At 45.4% G+C, this 17,655-nt stretch carries 17 protein-coding genes; 6 read left to right on the top strand and 11 right to left on the bottom strand.

The window, feature by feature from the left end; all coding sequences use genetic code 11:
- The first annotated feature begins 608 nt into the window (after positions 1 to 608).
- Positions 609 to 1,118 carry a hypothetical protein gene (locus tag OAG1_RS20135; RefSeq protein WP_338622497.1) on the top strand — a complete coding sequence of 170 codons (510 nt, stop codon included), beginning with the start codon at positions 609 to 611 and terminating at the stop codon, positions 1,116 to 1,118.
- Between the two features lie 29 nt (positions 1,119 to 1,147).
- On the opposite strand, the gene OAG1_RS20130 is transcribed toward OAG1_RS20135, so the two are convergent.
- Genes OAG1_RS20130 through OAG1_RS20105 form a run of 6 tightly spaced genes read right to left on the bottom strand, consistent with a single transcriptional unit; the run spans position 1,148 to position 6,168 of the window.
- A complete protein-coding gene (locus tag OAG1_RS20130) occupies positions 1,148 to 1,540 on the bottom strand; it encodes a hypothetical protein (RefSeq protein ID WP_338622496.1) in 393 nt (130 codons plus the stop codon).
- Positions 1,533 to 1,967 carry a YHS domain-containing (seleno)protein gene (locus tag OAG1_RS20125; protein WP_016403150.1) on the bottom strand — a complete coding sequence of 145 codons (435 nt, stop codon included), beginning with the start codon at positions 1,965 to 1,967 and terminating at the stop codon, positions 1,533 to 1,535. Before OAG1_RS20125 ends, OAG1_RS20130 begins: the two co-directional genes overlap by 8 nt.
- The gene (locus OAG1_RS20120; protein WP_338622494.1) at positions 1,964 to 2,752 is read right to left on the bottom strand and encodes an NRDE family protein; all 789 of its coding nucleotides are present in this window, start codon (positions 2,750 to 2,752) and stop codon (positions 1,964 to 1,966) included. Before OAG1_RS20120 ends, OAG1_RS20125 begins: the two co-directional genes overlap by 4 nt.
- Positions 2,753 to 3,265 carry a DinB family protein gene (locus OAG1_RS20115; RefSeq protein ID WP_016403152.1) on the bottom strand — a complete coding sequence of 171 codons (513 nt, stop codon included), beginning with the start codon at positions 3,263 to 3,265 and terminating at the stop codon, positions 2,753 to 2,755.
- Positions 3,249 to 5,030 carry a GNAT family N-acyltransferase gene (locus OAG1_RS20110; protein WP_338622493.1) on the bottom strand — a complete coding sequence of 594 codons (1,782 nt, stop codon included), beginning with the start codon at positions 5,028 to 5,030 and terminating at the stop codon, positions 3,249 to 3,251. The genes OAG1_RS20115 and OAG1_RS20110 overlap by 17 nt, the downstream gene beginning before the upstream one ends.
- Before the next feature lie 10 nt (positions 5,031 to 5,040).
- The gene (locus OAG1_RS20105; RefSeq protein WP_338622492.1) at positions 5,041 to 6,168 is read right to left on the bottom strand and encodes a D-alanine--D-alanine ligase; all 1,128 of its coding nucleotides are present in this window, start codon (positions 6,166 to 6,168) and stop codon (positions 5,041 to 5,043) included.
- A gap of 184 nt (positions 6,169 to 6,352) precedes the next feature.
- On the opposite strand from OAG1_RS20105, the gene OAG1_RS20100 reads away from it, so the two are divergent.
- From OAG1_RS20100 to OAG1_RS20080, 5 genes are all read left to right on the top strand, one after another.
- The gene (locus OAG1_RS20100) at positions 6,353 to 7,780 is read left to right on the top strand and encodes an ATP-binding cassette domain-containing protein (RefSeq protein WP_338622491.1); all 1,428 of its coding nucleotides are present in this window, start codon (positions 6,353 to 6,355) and stop codon (positions 7,778 to 7,780) included.
- Positions 7,781 to 7,828: 48 nt separating this feature from the next.
- Complete coding sequence (locus OAG1_RS20095; RefSeq protein WP_338622490.1) at positions 7,829 to 8,200, top strand: DUF805 domain-containing protein; 372 nt, start codon at positions 7,829 to 7,831, stop codon at positions 8,198 to 8,200.
- A gap of 27 nt (positions 8,201 to 8,227) precedes the next feature.
- Positions 8,228 to 9,031 carry a CLCA_X family protein gene (locus OAG1_RS20090; protein WP_338622489.1) on the top strand — a complete coding sequence of 268 codons (804 nt, stop codon included), beginning with the start codon at positions 8,228 to 8,230 and terminating at the stop codon, positions 9,029 to 9,031.
- Positions 9,032 to 9,186: 155 nt separating this feature from the next.
- A complete protein-coding gene (locus OAG1_RS20085) occupies positions 9,187 to 10,227 on the top strand; it encodes an extracellular solute-binding protein (protein ID WP_338622488.1) in 1,041 nt (346 codons plus the stop codon).
- Positions 10,224 to 11,954: a diguanylate cyclase gene (locus OAG1_RS20080; protein WP_338622487.1), complete on the top strand. Its 1,731-nt coding sequence runs from the start codon at positions 10,224 to 10,226 to the stop codon at positions 11,952 to 11,954. Before OAG1_RS20085 ends, OAG1_RS20080 begins: the two co-directional genes overlap by 4 nt.
- On the opposite strand, the gene OAG1_RS20075 is transcribed toward OAG1_RS20080, so the two are convergent.
- The 5 genes from OAG1_RS20075 to menC form a co-directional block, all read right to left on the bottom strand.
- The gene (locus OAG1_RS20075; protein WP_338622486.1) at positions 11,951 to 12,412 is read right to left on the bottom strand and encodes a hypothetical protein; all 462 of its coding nucleotides are present in this window, start codon (positions 12,410 to 12,412) and stop codon (positions 11,951 to 11,953) included. The two genes, OAG1_RS20080 and OAG1_RS20075, sit on opposite strands and share 4 nt — an antisense overlap.
- A gap of 106 nt (positions 12,413 to 12,518) precedes the next feature.
- On the bottom strand, positions 12,519 to 13,697 hold the full coding sequence (locus OAG1_RS20070) for a sugar ABC transporter permease (protein WP_016403161.1): 1,179 nt from the start codon (positions 13,695 to 13,697) through the stop codon (positions 12,519 to 12,521).
- 5 nt (positions 13,698 to 13,702) lie between these two features.
- Positions 13,703 to 15,226 (bottom strand): xylose ABC transporter ATP-binding protein, encoded by a 1,524-nt coding sequence (locus tag OAG1_RS20065; protein WP_152783031.1) that lies wholly within the window; start codon positions 15,224 to 15,226, stop codon positions 13,703 to 13,705.
- Positions 15,227 to 15,298: 72 nt separating this feature from the next.
- Entirely contained in the window at positions 15,299 to 16,291 is a 993-nt protein-coding gene (gene xylF / locus OAG1_RS20060; protein ID WP_016402013.1) for a D-xylose ABC transporter substrate-binding protein, read from the bottom strand.
- Between the two features lie 415 nt (positions 16,292 to 16,706).
- Entirely contained in the window at positions 16,707 to 17,627 is a 921-nt protein-coding gene (menC, locus tag OAG1_RS20055) for an o-succinylbenzoate synthase (RefSeq protein WP_338622485.1), read from the bottom strand.
- Between the last annotated feature and the right edge of the window lie 28 nt (positions 17,628 to 17,655).

Here is a 17,655-nt window from a genome sequence, read left to right as displayed (position 1 = left end):
TTCTCCCAACAAAGCGGTGAAGTGGGTCGCATTTATTGGTGGTTGTTTTCTCCACAATGGTGATTGTACTGACCGCTTGCAGGGAGAAATACCATGAACCAAGGCATACTCAACGTTCTGGCTTTAAGCATTGTTCTCACTAGGGCCTGTTGATCTTTGGTGCTAAAATTTTGTTCGAGATAAGCGGGCTTTAATCGCGGCGAGCACTTATAAGCCTAGTGGGCTAAGCAAAAAGTGCTTAACAAAGAGTAAAGTTCGCTTATCCGAACCCTTCGGGCAGTATTTCTTAGCCATTTATTCAGCGTTAGCGAGTGATTATTAAGCCCACTTAACCGCACACTCACTGCCTTGCCTAAATGGCTAATAAATTGCTGCAAAAACCATCAGCAAAGATCAACAGACCCTGAGTATTTAGGTATTGTTGTATTAGCTGGCATGGCGCTATGCTCTACCGCGCTTGCTGCAGAGTTGCTGCTGGTATTCGCAGCTGAGGTCACAGAATAGCCAGATAATTTGCGCCAGCTTCATTCTTAATTGTTCATTTGTCAGTAAGTCGGTAATTATGTTTTATAATATAAACATGGCTAACAAGGATTGAGGACTTGAACATGAGCCATACAAGAATGCTTAAACTGGCGATAAGTGCCTATGTTGCTTGTGCTTTATTGGCATTTTTGGCGACCGCCTTTAGTGGCGGCTTTTCTGATAATCATATCATCCAGCGAGTGTGGATCTTTCCTTTACGGTTTGAGTTTGCCTTAGTGCTGCTGTTTCTTAGCTTGCTGGCTAGTTATTCCTTGCTGCACGACAGTTTACATGGCCGCTTGTTACTTACCGGGATTGCAGTCGTGCATATCCTAAATATGATCTTTGCAACCAGCTTGGTGGAGTCTTCGATAGCGGCTTTGTTTAGCGCGGCCAGTATGATGAGCCTAGGTTTACTGGTCTATGTTGCTTGGACCAATCCACAAAACACTAAAGTGAAGCGCTTGCAGCAATATCAAATACAACGACGTCGCGCCAAAGAAGAGCAAGATAAGATTGATTATGCTTATTTAAGCGCTGTGCAGCCTACCAATGAGCAGCATGCTGAGCACTTAGGCAAAGAGAGCCATTAGCCCTGAAACTACAAGAGAAAGTTGTTTGGTTAAGCAGGCTCTTGTAGTTGTTGGCAATAGCTCCAAAGGTAGAGGCTACCAATAGCGAGGCCAGGCAGAATGGCTTCTAATAAATCGGGTGTTTGCTGCCAAGTATGTAACAAGACAGGAATCGCCAGCATCACTAACCAAGATACCGACATCGCCGACCAACGCACTCCTTGGCTATAGCCCCAATAAGTCAGCATTGATTTAGCAATAAAGCTAATTAACCAGGTTGATACAAAAGCATAACTGCCCTGAACCAAGCCTGCTTTTAAAGCAACTTGGTTACCGTGTTCGCTATTCACAAAGGCAGCCCAAACGCCATAAACCAAGGCTGCCAGTAAGGCGATTTGCCAAGGGCTAAGCCGGTTAACTAGCTTGCGGTAGTTATTAATCATTAAGCACTGCTGGCCAGTTTTTGTCGGCACTAACAATGAAATCATCGCGATTAGCCGTCCATTTTTGCTGCACGCTGGCGTTATAGTTTAAGTAAAGCTTGCCATCAAGCACGGTGAACTGCTCTGGTTCAATGCTGGCTGTTTTGCCTTTGGCTACCGCATAGGCGCAGTATCCACCATATTGTGGCGCAAACTTTTCTGGCTCGGCTTTAAACATAGCTAGGTTTTCTGCACTGCTAAACCGCCACGTAGCGCCTTGCCATTCATATTCAAAACTCTCTTTGCCTTCTACTGGTTTGTTTTCAGTAAAATAAGCCACGCTATCGTAACCTTTGATGGCTAGGTTATTAAACCAAGAGGTGTAGATAGGATCTGCAGCAAAGCTGTATCCGGAGACAAACAGTAAGGCGAGTATTAGCTTTTTCATAGGGTTACCTCGTCGATTAAATCAGAACGGATGATGGAAAGTTGGCGTTGTTGTTTCTCTAGTAAGCCGGCGTCTAAGGGCTGAGTAGCGTGGCTAAGTTGCTGTCGCCACGCTTGTAGGCTAGCTTCTGGGTAGTAATCAAATTCGCTATCTTGGGCACTTAGGCGCACTTGGCAAATGCTTTTGCTGTGGGCTTCATCTCTGTCCATAAGCACTGAGTGGCTGCGGTTCTCTTGGCATTGCTGCAGGTGAATATCGCTAAGTACTTGTTCGGCAGAGCTAGGTTTATGCTCTAGCCATTGTTGGAAACGGCGTTTTCGGCTAGCCAATACTTGTTGGGTATTTAAGGCCGATGAACTGAGCTGAATGGCCTTGTCGCTAAGATGATGATGGCTAAGCTGTTTGCCACTCCAAGAAAAGTGCTGGCAATCATTGGCTGATATCATTAATAAATCAAAAGGGTTGAAGTGCTGATAATCTTGCTTGGCTAAATGTTGCTCAAGGTGTTGGCTGCTGCCTAACGCCAAGGCTTGGGGAATAATTTGTCCACGAGTGGGCGCACCTGCATGCTGTGGATCTTGGTAACGATTTAATAGCGCTAATACAACCCCATGATTGTTAAAGCCAAACCAGGTACCACCAGCTTGCCCATCAACGGGGTAAACCAACACCGTATCACCATTACGTTGTTGCTTTATGCCTGCTTCATGGCGATGACGGGCTTCATCGCGGTTCATGGTAATTACGGTTTGCTGGCCAAGGCGCAATACACTAACAGTACACATTTAGTTGCCTTGTTGGCGTAGGTAGCTCGCAGTGCTAGGTGCGATGCCCATGTTATTGTCTACCGATAAGCCCAGCTCTTTTGCCACTAATTTGGCATAAGCAACATGGTGCACGGTATGGTTAATTAGATAGCATAATTCGCGGCTTAAACTGCTATCAAACTGCATGCTCTGTTGCTGCTTTAACGAAATCTCTGACTCCACCTTAATCGGGCGTTCATCAATGCTGGATTGTGGGTGAAGGAACCAGTTACACAGCTGATTAATCAGTTGTAAGGCTAGGCTTGGATCGTTTTCTATATCGCTATCTCGGTGGCGTGAATTGTAATCAATACTGCCTTTATCCAAACCATGTTGTAGGGCTAAGAAGTGATCTAGAATGTGTCGTACATGGCGACCAATGCCAGATTCACTGTGAACAGAGGGCTGGTTGTAGAGTGCTCCATCACTCGCTTCTACTAATTGTTGCACTTGCTGAAGTGCTTCTACGGTAGCGTCACGCAGCTGCTTCATTGTTTCTCCATTTATTTAAAAAGCGTTCACTACCAGTTTGACCGAGGTAACGACGTAAATATTTCTCAGGGGTTTTTCTTAAATCAACAATAATTAGCCCATCTAGCGACTGATTGAAGCTGTTGTTCACCGAAAAACAGACAAAGCGGCCATTAAGCGCTAGGTAATGACGCAGCAAAATGGGGATCGATTTACCTGGCTCGCATTGACCCACCAGTTTATTAAGAATGGCAATGTTGCTAAGCGACGCGAGTACCTTGCTCGACCATACTTTGCCTTTCACCTTCAAGGGCACAATAGGCTTAACATCGTTTAGGTAGCGCTGTTCAGCACGAAAAGCCGAAATCATCGAATCTGAGATAAACGCTTGAGCCAGCTCGGAATGCTCTTGGGAAATACTCACACAACCAAATAAGGTGTGATACTGCGGGTTTTCTGCCACGTAGTGACCAATGCCTTGCCACAGTAAATCGAGCGCTCGAGGATGGCGCTGGTATTTAGGCACCACAAAGGAGCGGCCCATTTCTAAACAGTCGCCCATGCGTTTTAAATAGGCTTGGTCGAAATCGTAAAGTGAGCGGCTATACAGAGCATTGATGCCGTGTTGCTCAACAATTTCGTTGGCATGACCAAGGCGGTAACCTCCTACCAAGCAATGGGCGTCGTTATCCCAAACAAATAAGTGCAAATAGTGAGGGTCGAACTGGTCGCTGTCTAAGTGTTTGCCAGTACCCTCTCCGGCAGCTCTGAAGGTGACTTCCCGTGCCAAGGCTATCTCATCCATAATCGGCCCTAAGCGTGGGTAGGGGGCGCAATACACACTAAAGTTACGGTGGCTGACTAATATGCAGTCTTCTAAAGTATCTAACTGCTTACGTAGTTCTTGGCGGCCATTAGGCAAACATTCAACTAAGTGCAGCGGCGGGTGCTTGGGCGCAGCTTTAGCTTTTTTATTGTTAGGTAAACTCAGTAAGTCAGTCGCTACCCGCAAGTAATCGGTAACGGCTTGTTCATCACTTAAGTCTTGATAATCTTTAGGTGCAATAATTTCGCCAATTTGCATGGTAAATTCACGACCACGTTTGTTTATTAGCTCTCTTGGCAGAAGGGCAGTACGTAGGCGGCGATGCAATAAACCGGCGAGATAAAACAATTTGGAATTACGCCCAGTAACAAAACAAGGTAATACGTGAGCCTTATAACGTTTGGCTAAACGTCCAACCAAATTGTTCCATTGGCGATCTTCTATTTGACCCGTTTCAGTATTGATGGCTGACACCATGCCCGCGGGGTAAATCATTAATGCTCCACCCTTAGATAAGTGCTGGCAAGACATGCGAATGCCGCGAGCATTTTTCTTGGCGGCTTGCTCAGAGAGCACGTCTACGCCAATAAACAGATCTTGAAACTCTTCTATATTGGCTAACAGTTCATTTGTGAGCACTTTTAAGTCGGGGCGAACTTGTAGCAATAGTTCGCTCATTGCTACGCCTTCTAAGCCGCCTAAAGGATGGTTAGCCACAATCAGTAGCGGGCCTTCTTGCGGCACATTTTTAAGTGCTTCTGGATTGTTGGCTAGTAACGAGAAATCTAAGCGGTGCATGGTATGGCGCAAAAACTTTTGTGCTGTTTGGCTGTCATTTACAAAGTTAGGGGCAGCATCATAGTGTTTGGCCAAAGTGCTTAAGCCCAAGATCTTTTCTATCACTCTCGCGAACCACTGTGGACGCATATTCAGCCTAAATGGATTATTTTTTTCCTGCATGGATTACTCCTTAATCCGTTTCTGGATAACAAGCAGTGAGTTCACGCTCATGTTTCCAGCGTACTAGCAGCTCTTTAAATTTAGGTGGTCGATAACCACGTTTGCGATTGGCAGCACCTAGCTCAAATAAGGTTTTGTATTGAAATAATAACGAGCGCATTGCTTCGCGAAAGGGAGTTTTACGATCCCAAATATGCAGCGATTCAGAGCTAGCGCTATTAATTTCGACAATCTCCAGATTGGTTCCTTGTTGTAAGTGGGTGATGTCGGCGAATTTAATGTCCATTCGTCCGTAATAGAACTCGGGCAAATCGGCCATCATTTGGTTAATCGCTTGGTTTAATTCTGGAGTGATTAAATCATTGGCATCGCGAAAAATAGCGCCGCGACAATGACTGGCCGAAAACACCAATTTATAGGGTTGGCCTTCATCGATTATGCTGTCTAGTTTGTCGTGATGACGACTTAAATACAGGTGTTGCAGTTCGCTAGCGCGAGGGGCAGCTTGAATCAGCTGCTTTAAGGTGGATTGGCCATCACCCACTACATAAGGCGTGTACTTTAATGCTAAAGAAATAATCTCACCTTGTGGCTGGTCGGGGTGGCGTACAAAGAACACGCCTGCCTCGGCTTCGTAACTGGCCAGTTTTTGAATCAACATGGCTGCATTGAGTGGATAGTTTTCTAGGCAATCTTGCAGCTCTTGGCGGTTATGCAGCAACTTTACTCCCGCACCACGGCAGCCAATATCGGGCTTGCCTACAACTGGAAACTCGAGGCCACGCTGTTGCATTTGCTCTAATAAGTCTTCGACTTGACGCGCCAATGGTGCGCCGGTGCGATTGACCTTCATCCAGGCAAGGACTGCATCGTCGCATGACCCGGTAGCTTGAGCCAGCAGTTCGCTTTTGCCTACACCGACCATGCCGGCTAAAGGGAGTTTGGGGTTTGCCAATAGCGGTAAAGTGAATGAGCGATGGCGAATGCCTAAGGCTATCCATTGAAATACCACTGGAATATACACTGCCCAAGTTGGCCAAAATTCAAAGAAAGAAGTGGTTTTTCCGTTCATATCTAGGGCCGGCATACCGGGGGATACGTAAGGCGAAGAGGGCTTGGTATTTGTTTGTTCAGTCACAGTGACGGCACTTCCTTTTGCTTTTTATCTGTACTAACAGACCTGTGTATTGCGATAAATAATTCAATCTCCGTTAGATTTAGTCTAGTTCAGCAAATTGATTAACCCAATACAGTGTATTAATGCTCCAGTCTAAGCGAGAATAGTTACCAATAAATGTAAGACTTTCGGATGGTTGCGCTGAATGATTATTGAAGATTTACACTTACTGGCTGGTCAGCATCAGCTAGCGATAAAACGCTGGGAGTTAAAAGCTGGCGAGCACTGGGCGATCTTTGGCCATAGTGGTAGCGGTAAATCTTTGTTGGGCGCTTGGTTGGTGGGAGACTTAGCAGCCGAGCGGGCCACCTTAAGCCAACAACCACAGCGCATAGCTTTAGTCTCTTTAGAGCAGCAACAGGCTTTGCTTGAGCGCGAACTCGCTGACGATGACAGTGAGTTCACCGATCAAATCGATAGCGGGCACACAGTACTTGAGTTGCTTGAAGCTGACTGTTCCGAGCCGCGTTTACTTGAGCGAGTGAGCCAGCAGTGCGATTTAACACATTTACTTAAGCGCGGCTTTCGTTTGTTATCAACTGGCGAAACGCGTCGCTTGATGCTGGCTTTAGCGCTGATTAAGCAACCACAATTGTTGATTTTAGACGAACCCTTTGCCGGCTTAGATCTCCGCCACCAACAGCAATTACTCGCCCTGCTTGAACAACTAGCCAAAGAGTGTCAGCTATTGATCATTAGCTCACGTGATGACGAGTTGCCGGCGTCAATTAGTCACGTAGCGGTGCTTGATGAACAAGGCCTAAGTCAGCAACTCACCATTGAGCAGTGGTTACAGCATCCCGAGCGCCAGCAAATGGAACAGCAAGCTGAGCAACAATCCTTGGCTATTGTGCAGGCTCTGCGTGAGTTTCAACAAACTGAGCCAGCTTCGCAACTGTTCTCTATCACCCAAGGTTCGGTGAGTTATGCCGGTGAAACATTGTTTAGTGGCTTAAATTGGCAAATACACTACGGCGAGCACTGGCAAGTTCGTGGCCCCAATGGTTGTGGAAAAAGCACCTTGTTGAATCTGATTTTTGGTGACCACCCACAGTGTTACAGTAATCAAATAGAGGTTATGGGATTTCGCCGTGGCAGTGGTGAGAGTATTTGGCAAGTTAAGCAGCATATTGGCATGGTCTCGGCGGCCTTACATTTACAATATCGGGTCAACTGTAGTGCCCTTGAAGTGGTGCTGTCGGGTCTGTACGACTCTATTGGTGTTTATCAACAAGCCAGTGAACTTGAGCTTGAACAAGCACGTTTATGGCTACAACTATTTGGTCTGGCTAACTTAGAAAAGCACTACTTTAAAAGTTTGTCTTATGGGCAACAGCGTTTGTTGATTATTGCTCGCGCCTTGGTGAAAGGGCCGCAACTGTTATTGCTGGACGAGCCCTGCCAAGGCTTAGATTTTTTACAGCGTAATACGGTGTTAAAAGCCTTAGAGTTAGTGGCTAAACACAATCTTAGTCAGCTAGTGTATGTTACTCACCATCAAGATGATGCCTTGCCTAGCATTAAACACTTTATCGATTTTGCCGATGGCGCGGTGCATCTAAGTACGCTTTGAGCGCGGCACTATGCTGCAAATGAATCTCAAGTTCACAGGAGTAATAAGATGAGTTGGTATATAGCGGTTCTTAAAAAATATCTGGTGTTTAATGGGCGCGCTCGACGCAAAGAATATTGGATGTTTGTGCTTATCAACAGCATCATCGGAGTGATATTAAGTTTTATTGACCAAGTTACCGGGACCGTTAATCTTGAATCTGGCTTAGGGGTATTGGGCAGCATTTACGCCTTGGCGGTGCTGTTGCCTTCCATTGCGGTAGCGGTGCGCAGGTTGCATGATACCGGGCGCAGTGGTTGGTGGCTGTTTATATTATTCCTGCCAATTATTGGCGTATTAGTGCTGTTATTTTTCTTTTTGTCTGACAGCGAAAGTGCAGCCAATGCTTATGGGGAAAACCCTAAAGCTCAAGCTGTTTAGCTTTAACTATGTGGTGTTGGCCAATAAATGCATGCAAATGAAAGCACAGGTGTAGGGCTAAATCGCCAATTCTATCGGCGTGGTCCAGATTATCGCCATGGTGATAGTGTGGACTTCGCTGACATAAAGAGCACTTTTGGCTTTGCTGGTTTAGCGATTGGCGCTTGGGTTAATAAACAAGAGAAACAACGCGCCGCAGAGCTAATCTTTGATGCCTTAGCCGATCTGGCGTTTTTGCTTAATCTACCTCCAGTTGCCTTAGGTTTAAGAGGGAGCTTAAGTTTGGCTTTTGGTACAGGTGGGCAAACTAATGTGCAGGCTCACTATGCGCCGGCAAGTCAAACCCTCGCGCTTGCTAAAAATGCTGGTGCCGGGGCATTAGCTCATGAGTGGTGGCACGCATTTGATCACTATATGGCTGGAAAGTTGTTTTGCCAGCCGGCCGGGCGCAACGAGTTTGCATCTACGCGTTGGTTAGCCGATGAGAAACAATATCCCCATCCCTTAAATCAGCTGCTTGACCAGGTGTTTGCTGCGGTGTTTTTAAGTGAGCAAGGGCAAAATCTACATCCCTATGTAAGCCGGTCAGTCGCTTTAGATAAACAGCTGGGGCAACGCTATTTTAGCTTACCTACAGAAATGATGGCGCGAGCGTTTGAAGCATGGATTCAAAGTCGTAACGATATTAAAAACAGCTATTTAGTTAGTGGAACCAAACAAACTGAGTTAGCCAAACAGGGAGCCTATCCCGATGATCAGCATTTGTCGCAAATTGGTAGCCGTGTTTTGCTGTACTTTGAAACATTAGGTCGAGCACTCGAGTCCAAATAGCAGGATCTAATGACCACCGCTTGATTTGTTTCATCTATGTGTGATGGTGCATAAGTTTTCTATTCACAAATAAAACAAGGATCGTATACTTATTGGTCTTGTTAATAAGTTATCTGGATGGTTAACAAGGAACCTAGGGCATTAGGGAACAAGGAATGTTGCGACTTCTATTTATCGTTTTATTGGTTTTTACTGGGTTTAACAGCGCTTCTGCTGCTGAGCCGGTGGATTTACGTGTTTTGGCTTGGCCGGGTTATGCCGATGCAGATATGGTGGCGGCATTTGAAAAGCGTTATAAGGTTAAAGTTAAAGTTAGCTACATAACCAATGATGATGAAATGTGGCTGAGAATGGGCCATAAACAAGGCGCTAACTACGATCTATTTGCGGTTAACACTGCCGAGTTACAGCGCTACATTGATGCCAAATTGGCTACCCCGTTAAATCCACAAGCCATTGGCAACATGGCCAAACAACTGCCTCGTTTTACATCCTTACAGGATATCCCCGGGGTTACCCGTGATGAGCAGGTATACGCAATCCCCTATACCTATTCTGAAATGGGCTTAATCTACAATAAAAACTATTTTGAACAGCCGCCTATTAGCTGGAATGTATTGTGGGATCCTCAGTTTCAGGGGAAGATTCTTGCGTACAATGGCAGTGCCCATAACTACACATTAGCGGGCATGGTTCTAGGTGTAGAGAATCCTTTTCAGCAAACAAACCAGCAGCTTAAACTAAGCACCGAGCAGCTGTTGGCTTTAAGACGTAATGTATTAACCTTTTATAGCTCTCCGGAAGAAGCCTCAGAGTTTTATAATCAAGAGTCGGTAGCGTTAGTGTTTGCTAACTATGGAGCTCAGCAGCTCAAACAGTTGCAAGATGCCGGCGCAGACATTGGATATGTTATCCCGCAAGAGGGTGCCTTGGCTTGGTTAGATTGCTGGGCAATGTCGAGTGGTGTAAAAAACCAAGACTTAGCCCATAAGTGGATTGATTTCACCTTAGAGCCTTGGGTTAGCCAGTTGTTAACCGAGCGCCAAGGCTTAGCGAATACCATTGTGCAAGACACTCGCTCGCTACCTGAAGACAAGATCATTTGGCTCGAAGAAGTGGAAGACCATCAACGCCGCAGTGAATTTTGGGAAAATATTCTTAGCGGCAAAACCTTGCAGATGATGAGCCTGCCATGATCAACTCCATTTCTCTTCGTTTTGGTCTTTGGTTTGCCGGCTTTGGCATTTTGGCGTCGGTGGTTACCGCCGCGGTTAGTTATCATGAAAGCCGCGGGTTGTTAGCCGAAAGTGCCGAGCGAGAGTTAGCCACAACCACTCAAATTCTTACCCGAGAATTTAGCAGTAGCATTGATGAAATTACCAAAGATGTATTGTTTTTAAGTTCTATTCCGCAAACGGCCGGTTACTTCGAGGCTGACAATAAGCTGGTACTTTCCGAGCAGCTAAAAGATATTTTTAAGCAAAAGTTAAGTTTAAATCCTTCTTATTTCCAAGTGCGCTTTATTGGTGCTGACAATTTTGGCCGAGAGTTGATTCGAGTCGATAGACTAAGTGATGGCTTGATAGCTATTCCCGCCGCAAGCTTGGAAGAAAAAGCGCATTATCCTTATGTTTTTCGCACCTTACGTTTAAATGCTGGCGAGAGCTATTTGTCAGATGTGGATATTCACAATGAAAAAGGTGTCGAGCTGGGCCAGCATCAACCTACCTTAAAAATTGCTTCGCCAGTATATGTTGAGGGTAAAGCCCGTGGTTTGGTGGTGGTGAATGTGGGTTTGGAAAGTCTGTTTAGCCAAATGCAGGCCGATTTGCCCGAAGGTGTGGCGATTTATTTAGCCAACCAAAAAGGTGACTATTTAGTTAATCCTAATCCTGATAAACAGTTTGGTTTTCATTTTGGCCATCGCTATCTAATGCAACGTGACTTCCCTCAGATGGAAGTACTGTTTAATGATCTGCAGCCAAGAACCTTTGTGCTAGACCCCTCCGCGGTCTACAAATATGAGCGAGCGGTGTCTTTCACTCCCTTGTTTTATGGACCTAAATCTAGCCCAAAAATGGCGGTGCTTGGTTTAGCCAGTCCACTGCCTAGTCTCAGCCATATTATGGACTCGTTAGCCGGGTCGATGATTAAGGTTTGTTTAGCGCTGAGTTTAGTTGGGCTACTTACTTCCCTGTTATTTGCTAAGGTTTTGTCCCAGCCTATTCGCAATATGATGATAGCGGTAAACTCTTTTTCTAAAGGTAAATTGCCTGCTGCCCAGCTTTTACCTAGCGAGCGTAAAGATGAGATTGGTTTATTGGCCAATACCTTTAAAGCCATGTCGCGGCAAATTAATAAGCAAATTGTTGAGCTTAAAGACAATGAGATTAACCTGCGCCATATGGCTAGCCACGATAGCTTAACGGGTTTGCCTAACCGCAGTTTGTTTTTGGAGCAGCTACGAGGCTCGATTCACCGCGCTCAAACCGAACAAAATAGCCTAGCTGTGGTGTTTATCGATTTGGATAACTTTAAGCAGGTTAACGACAATTTGGGCCATGAAGCTGGCGATCTCTTGTTAAAGCAGGTTGCAACAGTATTGCGAGACTCAATCCGTTCTGGCGATTCGGTGGCACGCTTTGCCGGTGATGAATTTATGCTGGCTCTAGAGTCAATTTCCGAGCCCGAAGAAGCCAATGATGTAGTGAATACTGTGCTGCGTCGTTTAGCCCAGGAAGTAAGCTTAGGGGTGCATATTCAGCCAGTTTACGCCAGCGTAGGGATTAGCATGTATCCTGCGGATGGCAATGATCCAGAACTATTGGTACGAAATGCCGATGCGGCGATGTATCAAGCTAAGTCTAAAGGGCGCAACCAATTTAGCTACTACGCCTTAGATGTACCTTCGGCAATAGGCTAAGCCACCTTATCAAAATGACGCTGAATCATACTGGGTTTATTGTTTGTTAGCTCGAAGCTTTTGGCTGCCTTAAAGCCTTGTTGGCTTAGCCATTGAGTCGCGCTAGATACTTCAAGAAATACCTGTTTAGTATAGTGTTGTTCAGCAGGTAGCATCCGCTGGAGTTGGTATTGTTTGAGTGGTGAAAAACTAAATACTTGCGCCACGTGGCTCATTCCCGTTTGAATGCACCATTGCTGCAGTTCACTGATTGCTAGCTCTGCTTCCGGCACGGCTAATTCCCATTGTTCTAACAATACTAAATGTGCCCATGGCGCCGCTAGTGATTGTCCAATACGTTTAAAGTCCTCAGCAAAGTGTTCACTAACCGCTTGATTCCACGCTCCTTGAGCGCTGGCTATTAGCAAGTTGTCGAGTAGGTACAGCTGATAGTCGCCGTGAAGTGGTTCGGTGCTCATAGAGATTTTGGCTAGTTAATAATGTTTAAGTTTAGCCAAGATTGTTAGCTAAGCCAGCCTTATGCTTTGTAGGCTAGGGCTGGCTTTTATTAGGTAAATTATCAGTTTAAGCGCGCTTCTTACTGGCTACATCCATCCAAACCGCCAATAGCAAGATGCTACCTTTGATGATGGATTGCCAATATGTTGGTACATCCATCATGCTCATGCCGTTGTCTAAACTGGCCATAATAAACGCGCCCATTACTGCGCCAAATACTGTGCCTACGCCGCCAGCCAAACTGGTGCCTCCAATCACACATGCCGCAATGGCGTCTAACTCGGCAATGTTACCAGCAGATGGAGAACCCGCGCCTAAACGTGAAGCCAAAATTAAGCCCGCCACGCCTACCAATAAGCCATTAATGGCAAATACTGATAGCTTGGTGCGCTCAACATTGATACCAGATAAACGGCTGGCTTCAAGATTGCCACCAATGGCGTAAATACGGCGACCAAAGGCGGTTTTCTTGGCCATAAAGGCAGCGGCAAACATCAGCACAACCAGCAACAATACGGGAGTGGGAACACCGCGGTAGTCGTTTAATAGTAATACTGTGCCTAGGGCAAAGATGGCAATCAGGCCAAACTTGAATATATCGCCAGTGACGGGGTTATTGCTTAGTTTGTGCTCTGAGCGAGTTTTACGCAGTTTGCCTTGCCAAGCAAAGAAGACAGCTAACGCACCTACAGTGGTGATTAGTGAGAACATGTCTGGTAAGTAGCTTTGGCCAATAATGCCCATATCTGGGGTTGTTGGAGCAACCGTGCTACCGCCAGTAATGCCGATTAAAATCCCCCTAAAGGCCAGTAAGCCGGCTAGCGTAACAATAAACGATGGTACTTTGCGGTAGGCTACCCACCAACCATTCCACAGGCCAAGTAAAAAACCAGCACTTAAAGTAAGCACAATGGTGAGCGGCAAAGGCAATTGCCACCACACATCCATAATGGCTGCGGCGCCGCCTAATAGGCCCATCATCGAGCCAACCGATAAATCAATCTCTGCCGAGATGATCACAAACACCATGCCAATAGCAAGTATGCCGGTAATGGCGGTTTGGCGTAGTAAGTTAGAAATATTACGTGGGGTAAGATAACTGCCCTCGGTGGCGAAGTAGAAAAACAGCATAATTACCGCGATAGCTGCAAACATCACCAATACTTGTAACTTCATTTTCTTTAAATTGTTCATCAAGCCCACCTTCGTATTGGTGTCACTGATAGTTGTTTCTTGACTAGACATGTTTGTTACTCCTCGGCCAACGCGCAGTCCATCACCATTTCTTGGCTCAGGTTTTGATTGTCTAGAAGGCCTTTCAATTTACCTTCATGCATCACTAATACTCGGTCACTAATGCCTAATACTTCCGGCAATTCGGAGGACACCATAATGATGCTGATCCCTTGTTTAACCAATTGATACATCAACTTATAAATTTCATATTTTGCCCCTACATCGATGCCTCTTGTGGGTTCATCAAGGATCAAAATACGCGGTTGTAATAATAAAAATTTGGCTAAAATAGCTTTTTGTTGGTTGCCTCCGCTGAGGCTTTTTATGGCCAACTCTGGGGATGCTGTTTTTACCTTAAGGCGTTGAATGGATTGTTCTATGGCTGCTTGTTCAGCAGATTCATTGACGGTTTGGCCTAAGCCACTAAACATGTTTAAACCGGCTAGGGTAATGTTTTGACCCACTCCCATAATTGGCACAATGCCATGGCGTTTACGATCTTCTGGCACCATGGCAATGCCGTGATTCAAAGCATCGCGATTGTGGCGAATTTTTATCGGTTTTCCATCTAGCTCCACAGGGCATTGATAAATGCCTTCGTAAGAACCAAATAAACATTGCATAAGTTCGGTACGGCCCGAACCCACCAAGCCAGCTACGCCCAAAATCTCACCCTTACGCAGACTAAAACTTACTTGGTCAACTTGTTTAAGATTGGACGACTTGCTCAATTGGGCATTAACCGGCCCAACTTTGAGGATCGCATCGCCAATAGGGTGTTCTTCACGGGGAAATAGCTGTTTAAGCTCACGGCCTACCATCATGCTAATAATGTCGTCGGTAGACATGTGTTTAGCATCTTGAGTTCCAATGTGTTCACCATCGCGAATGATGCAGATTCGGTCAGAAATTTCTTTCACTTCGGTGAGCTTGTGGGAGATGTAAACACAGCTCACACCTTCACTGCGTAGCTGTTTAACAATGTCTAACAGTACCCGTGTTTCGGATTCAGTTAGTGGCGCGCTTGGTTCATCTAGCACTAATACTTCGGCTTTTTTAGATAAGGCCTTGGCAATTTCTACCAGTTGTTGTTGGCCAACCCCTAATTCCCGAATAAGTGTGTCGGGCGAAACATCAAGTTTTACCCGTTTAAGCAAGTCTTCGGTTTGCTTAAACATCGCACTGTGGTCCAGTACGCCGTAACTGGTGATTTCGGCACCAAGAAAAATGTTTTCTAGAATAGAAAGCTCTTTAACTAGCGTTAGCTCTTGGTGAATGATGGCAATGCCTTTTGCCTCGCTATCGCGAATATTGCGCGAAACAAGCGGCTCGCCTTTATAAATGATTTGTCCTTCGTAACTACCATGGGGGTGAACGCCGGTTAGCACCTTCATTAAGGTGGACTTCCCAGAGCCGTTCTCGCCGCAAAGCGAGACAACTTCGCCACGTTCTAAATTGAAATTAACCCCATTAAGCGCAATCACTCCGGAGAATTTTTTAACGATGTCAGACATCATCAATAAGCTGCTTTGGCTCATCTTAACTCCTAATAAAAAGGGCGAGGCGTTGGCCCCACCCTTTTTTACTGCGTAGTGAATAGTGCTTGTTGGTTATTGATATACGTCTGCTTTGCTATGGAAGCCGTCGGCAATTACTGTTTGATCAATATTCGACTTATCTACAGGAATTGGCGTAAGTAGGTAAGAAGGTACATCTTTAGTACCGTTGTTTAAGCTAGAGTTCGACTCTGGCATTTGGCCGTTGCCCATTTGCACTGCCAGCTCTGCTGCTGTAGTGGCGAGCAGTTTAATTGGCTTGTAAATGGTCATGGTTTGGGTTCCAGCTACCACGCGGCGGCTAGCGGCTAAATCGGCGTCTTGACCAGAAATATGCACCTTACCAGCTAGACCTTGAGCGTCTAATGCTTGAATCGCACCACCTGCAGTAGAGTCGTTAGAGGCAACAACTACGTCGATGTTGTTATCGTTAGCAGTTAAGGCATTTTCCATGATTTTTAGGGCATTCTCGGCTAACCAACCATCAACCCATTGGTCACCCACCACTTTAATATCACCTTTGTCGATGAGTGGTTGCAGTATGTTCATCTGCCCTTGGCGGAATAACTTAGCGTTGTTATCAACCGGTGAGCCGCCCATTAGGAAGAAGTTTCCGTCGGCTTTACGCTCAATCAGTGCTTGAGCTTGTAGCTCGCCCACTTTTTCATTGTCGAAAGACAAGTAGAAATCGATATCGGCATTGTTAATCAAGCGATCGTAGGCTAATACCCGAATACCTTCAGATTTAGCTTCCGCAATCACGTTAGACAATACTTTGCCGTTGTAGGGAATAATGACTAATACGTCTACGCCACGAGAAATCATGTTCTCAATCTGAGAGATCTGGGCGGTTTCATTACTGTTGGACGATTGAACATATACTTTGGCACCAAGTTCCTCGGCTTTCTCAACAAAAAAGTCTCGGTCTTTTTGCCAGCGCTCTAAGCGAAGATCATCGATGGCCATACCAATTTTAACGGTTTTGGCAAATACTGGGGCGGAAACGGCTAACGCGACTGCGCACAATAGAGTGGTCAGTTTTTTCATGTTTTGGCTCCTTGCTTTATAGCTTGTTTTATATTTTTTAGCTAATTGTAGGGTGTAGAGGTAATCCCAAAAACTCATTCCTCGTGAACCAGATTAGGCTTATAAGATACACTCACCAATGATGCTTTTTCATACAGCTATAATGTTTATTCACATTAAGTGTCACTCTGTGATGGGTTTCAAGAAAACGTTTTCTCAAAGGTGCAGCTTTTTAAGAATTACTAAAAGTTGGCACTATAGTTGAGTCACACTTTTACTTATATTTTATTAATTTGATAATAAAATTAATAAGAGAGCGGAGGAAGAAGGTTTAAAATTTTTATAATAAGCTGCTGAAAATAAAGATATTGTCATTTTTCACAAAGGGATTTAAGTGAAAGCTTTAGTTTCACTTAAAACGCAGGTGAAGCTCACATTAGCTGTGATGTTGAAACTCGCCGATTAACTCAATTTGAGTCGCTTGCTCACTAAATGCCTTTAGCGTATCTAAACCCGGTGCTTGCTCTGGAGTATATTGTTTGGCCATGGCGTTGATCCACTGTAAACCAAATTCGCTTTCGTAAGCTGAGCTAAGCACACAACTTACTTGGTTCGCTTGTGCTTGGTCGATAATGCTGGAACAAGTTCGCCAAGGGCCTAATAAACTGGGTTTAATGACTAAGCAGCGCAAACCTTCGAAGTAATGATAGCGGTAGCTACTGTCTTGTAAGGTTTCATCTAAGCCAATGCCTACGCCTGTGCGCTGGGCTAACAGCTCACACTGTTGGCTATTCATTAGCGGTTCTTCAATATAGTCGATGCGGCTGAGATCGATATTCTCTAAAACAAAAATCGCTTGGTTCCATATCCAGCCGCGGTTTGCATCTAAACGTAGCTGTAAATCAGGATAGCTGTGCTGTAGTTGCTGAATCAGTTCGAGATCTTGTTTGGGGGATTGACGAGCCACTTTTAACTTGGCTAGATTACCGGATTGAGAGTCCAGTATTTGTTGGCAGTGAGCGAAGTCGCCATTAAGTAGTGGGTAGCCAGAAACAATGGGAGTAGTTGGTGGTAACCCTGCCATCGCGCAGTCAATACCAAAGGCAACACTTGGATACAACTTACGCTGAACATGCCCTTGTAAGTAGTCGGTAATTTGCTGCTCTGCTTGCGCTAATGTTTCTTCGCTAAATCCGGGTAGTGGGGCTATTTCTCCGCGTCCCAAGCGGCCATCACGAAAGCGAATTTCGAGGTAAAGACCTTGGCGCTGGTTATGTTTTAAAGAGCCAAGCTGTATGGGTTCAACAAATGCTTGGGTATAGCGACTTAAGGTAGCACTTTGCCAGTTACAGAGCATGCTGAGACCTCTCAAATACTAGAAGTGA

The sequence above is a fragment of the Agarivorans sp. OAG1 genome, assembly GCF_037076485.1.
GTDB classification, from domain to species: domain Bacteria; phylum Pseudomonadota; class Gammaproteobacteria; order Enterobacterales; family Celerinatantimonadaceae; genus Agarivorans; species Agarivorans albus.
Note: the sequence above shows the minus strand (reverse complement) of the source record. Positions and strands in the feature narration are given on the sequence as shown.

Excerpts from the sequence above, each read along its gene's own strand:
- OAG1_RS20135 (WP_338622497.1), top strand. The coding sequence starts at position 609 with ATGAGCCATACAAGAATGCTTAAACTGGCGATAAGTGCCTATGTTGCT.
- OAG1_RS20130 (WP_338622496.1), bottom strand. The coding sequence starts at position 1,540 with ATGATTAATAACTACCGCAAGCTAGTTAACCGGCTTAGCCCTTGGCAA.
- OAG1_RS20125 (WP_016403150.1), bottom strand. The coding sequence starts at position 1,967 with ATGAAAAAGCTAATACTCGCCTTACTGTTTGTCTCCGGATACAGCTTT.
- OAG1_RS20120 (WP_338622494.1), bottom strand. The coding sequence starts at position 2,752 with ATGTGTACTGTTAGTGTATTGCGCCTTGGCCAGCAAACCGTAATTACC.
- OAG1_RS20115 (WP_016403152.1), bottom strand. The coding sequence starts at position 3,265 with ATGAAGCAGCTGCGTGACGCTACCGTAGAAGCACTTCAGCAAGTGCAA.
- OAG1_RS20110 (WP_338622493.1), bottom strand. The coding sequence starts at position 5,030 with ATGCAGGAAAAAAATAATCCATTTAGGCTGAATATGCGTCCACAGTGG.
- OAG1_RS20100 (WP_338622491.1), top strand. The coding sequence starts at position 6,353 with ATGATTATTGAAGATTTACACTTACTGGCTGGTCAGCATCAGCTAGCG.
- OAG1_RS20095 (WP_338622490.1), top strand. The coding sequence starts at position 7,829 with ATGAGTTGGTATATAGCGGTTCTTAAAAAATATCTGGTGTTTAATGGG.
- OAG1_RS20090 (WP_338622489.1), top strand. The coding sequence starts at position 8,228 with ATGCATGCAAATGAAAGCACAGGTGTAGGGCTAAATCGCCAATTCTAT.
- OAG1_RS20085 (WP_338622488.1), top strand. The coding sequence starts at position 9,187 with ATGTTGCGACTTCTATTTATCGTTTTATTGGTTTTTACTGGGTTTAAC.
- OAG1_RS20080 (WP_338622487.1), top strand. The coding sequence starts at position 10,224 with ATGATCAACTCCATTTCTCTTCGTTTTGGTCTTTGGTTTGCCGGCTTT.
- OAG1_RS20075 (WP_338622486.1), bottom strand. The coding sequence starts at position 12,412 with ATGAGCACCGAACCACTTCACGGCGACTATCAGCTGTACCTACTCGAC.
- OAG1_RS20070 (WP_016403161.1), bottom strand. The coding sequence starts at position 13,697 with ATGTCTAGTCAAGAAACAACTATCAGTGACACCAATACGAAGGTGGGC.
- OAG1_RS20065 (WP_152783031.1), bottom strand. The coding sequence starts at position 15,226 with ATGAGCCAAAGCAGCTTATTGATGATGTCTGACATCGTTAAAAAATTC.
- xylF (WP_016402013.1), bottom strand. The coding sequence starts at position 16,291 with ATGAAAAAACTGACCACTCTATTGTGCGCAGTCGCGTTAGCCGTTTCC.
- menC (WP_338622485.1), bottom strand. The coding sequence starts at position 17,627 with ATGCTCTGTAACTGGCAAAGTGCTACCTTAAGTCGCTATACCCAAGCA.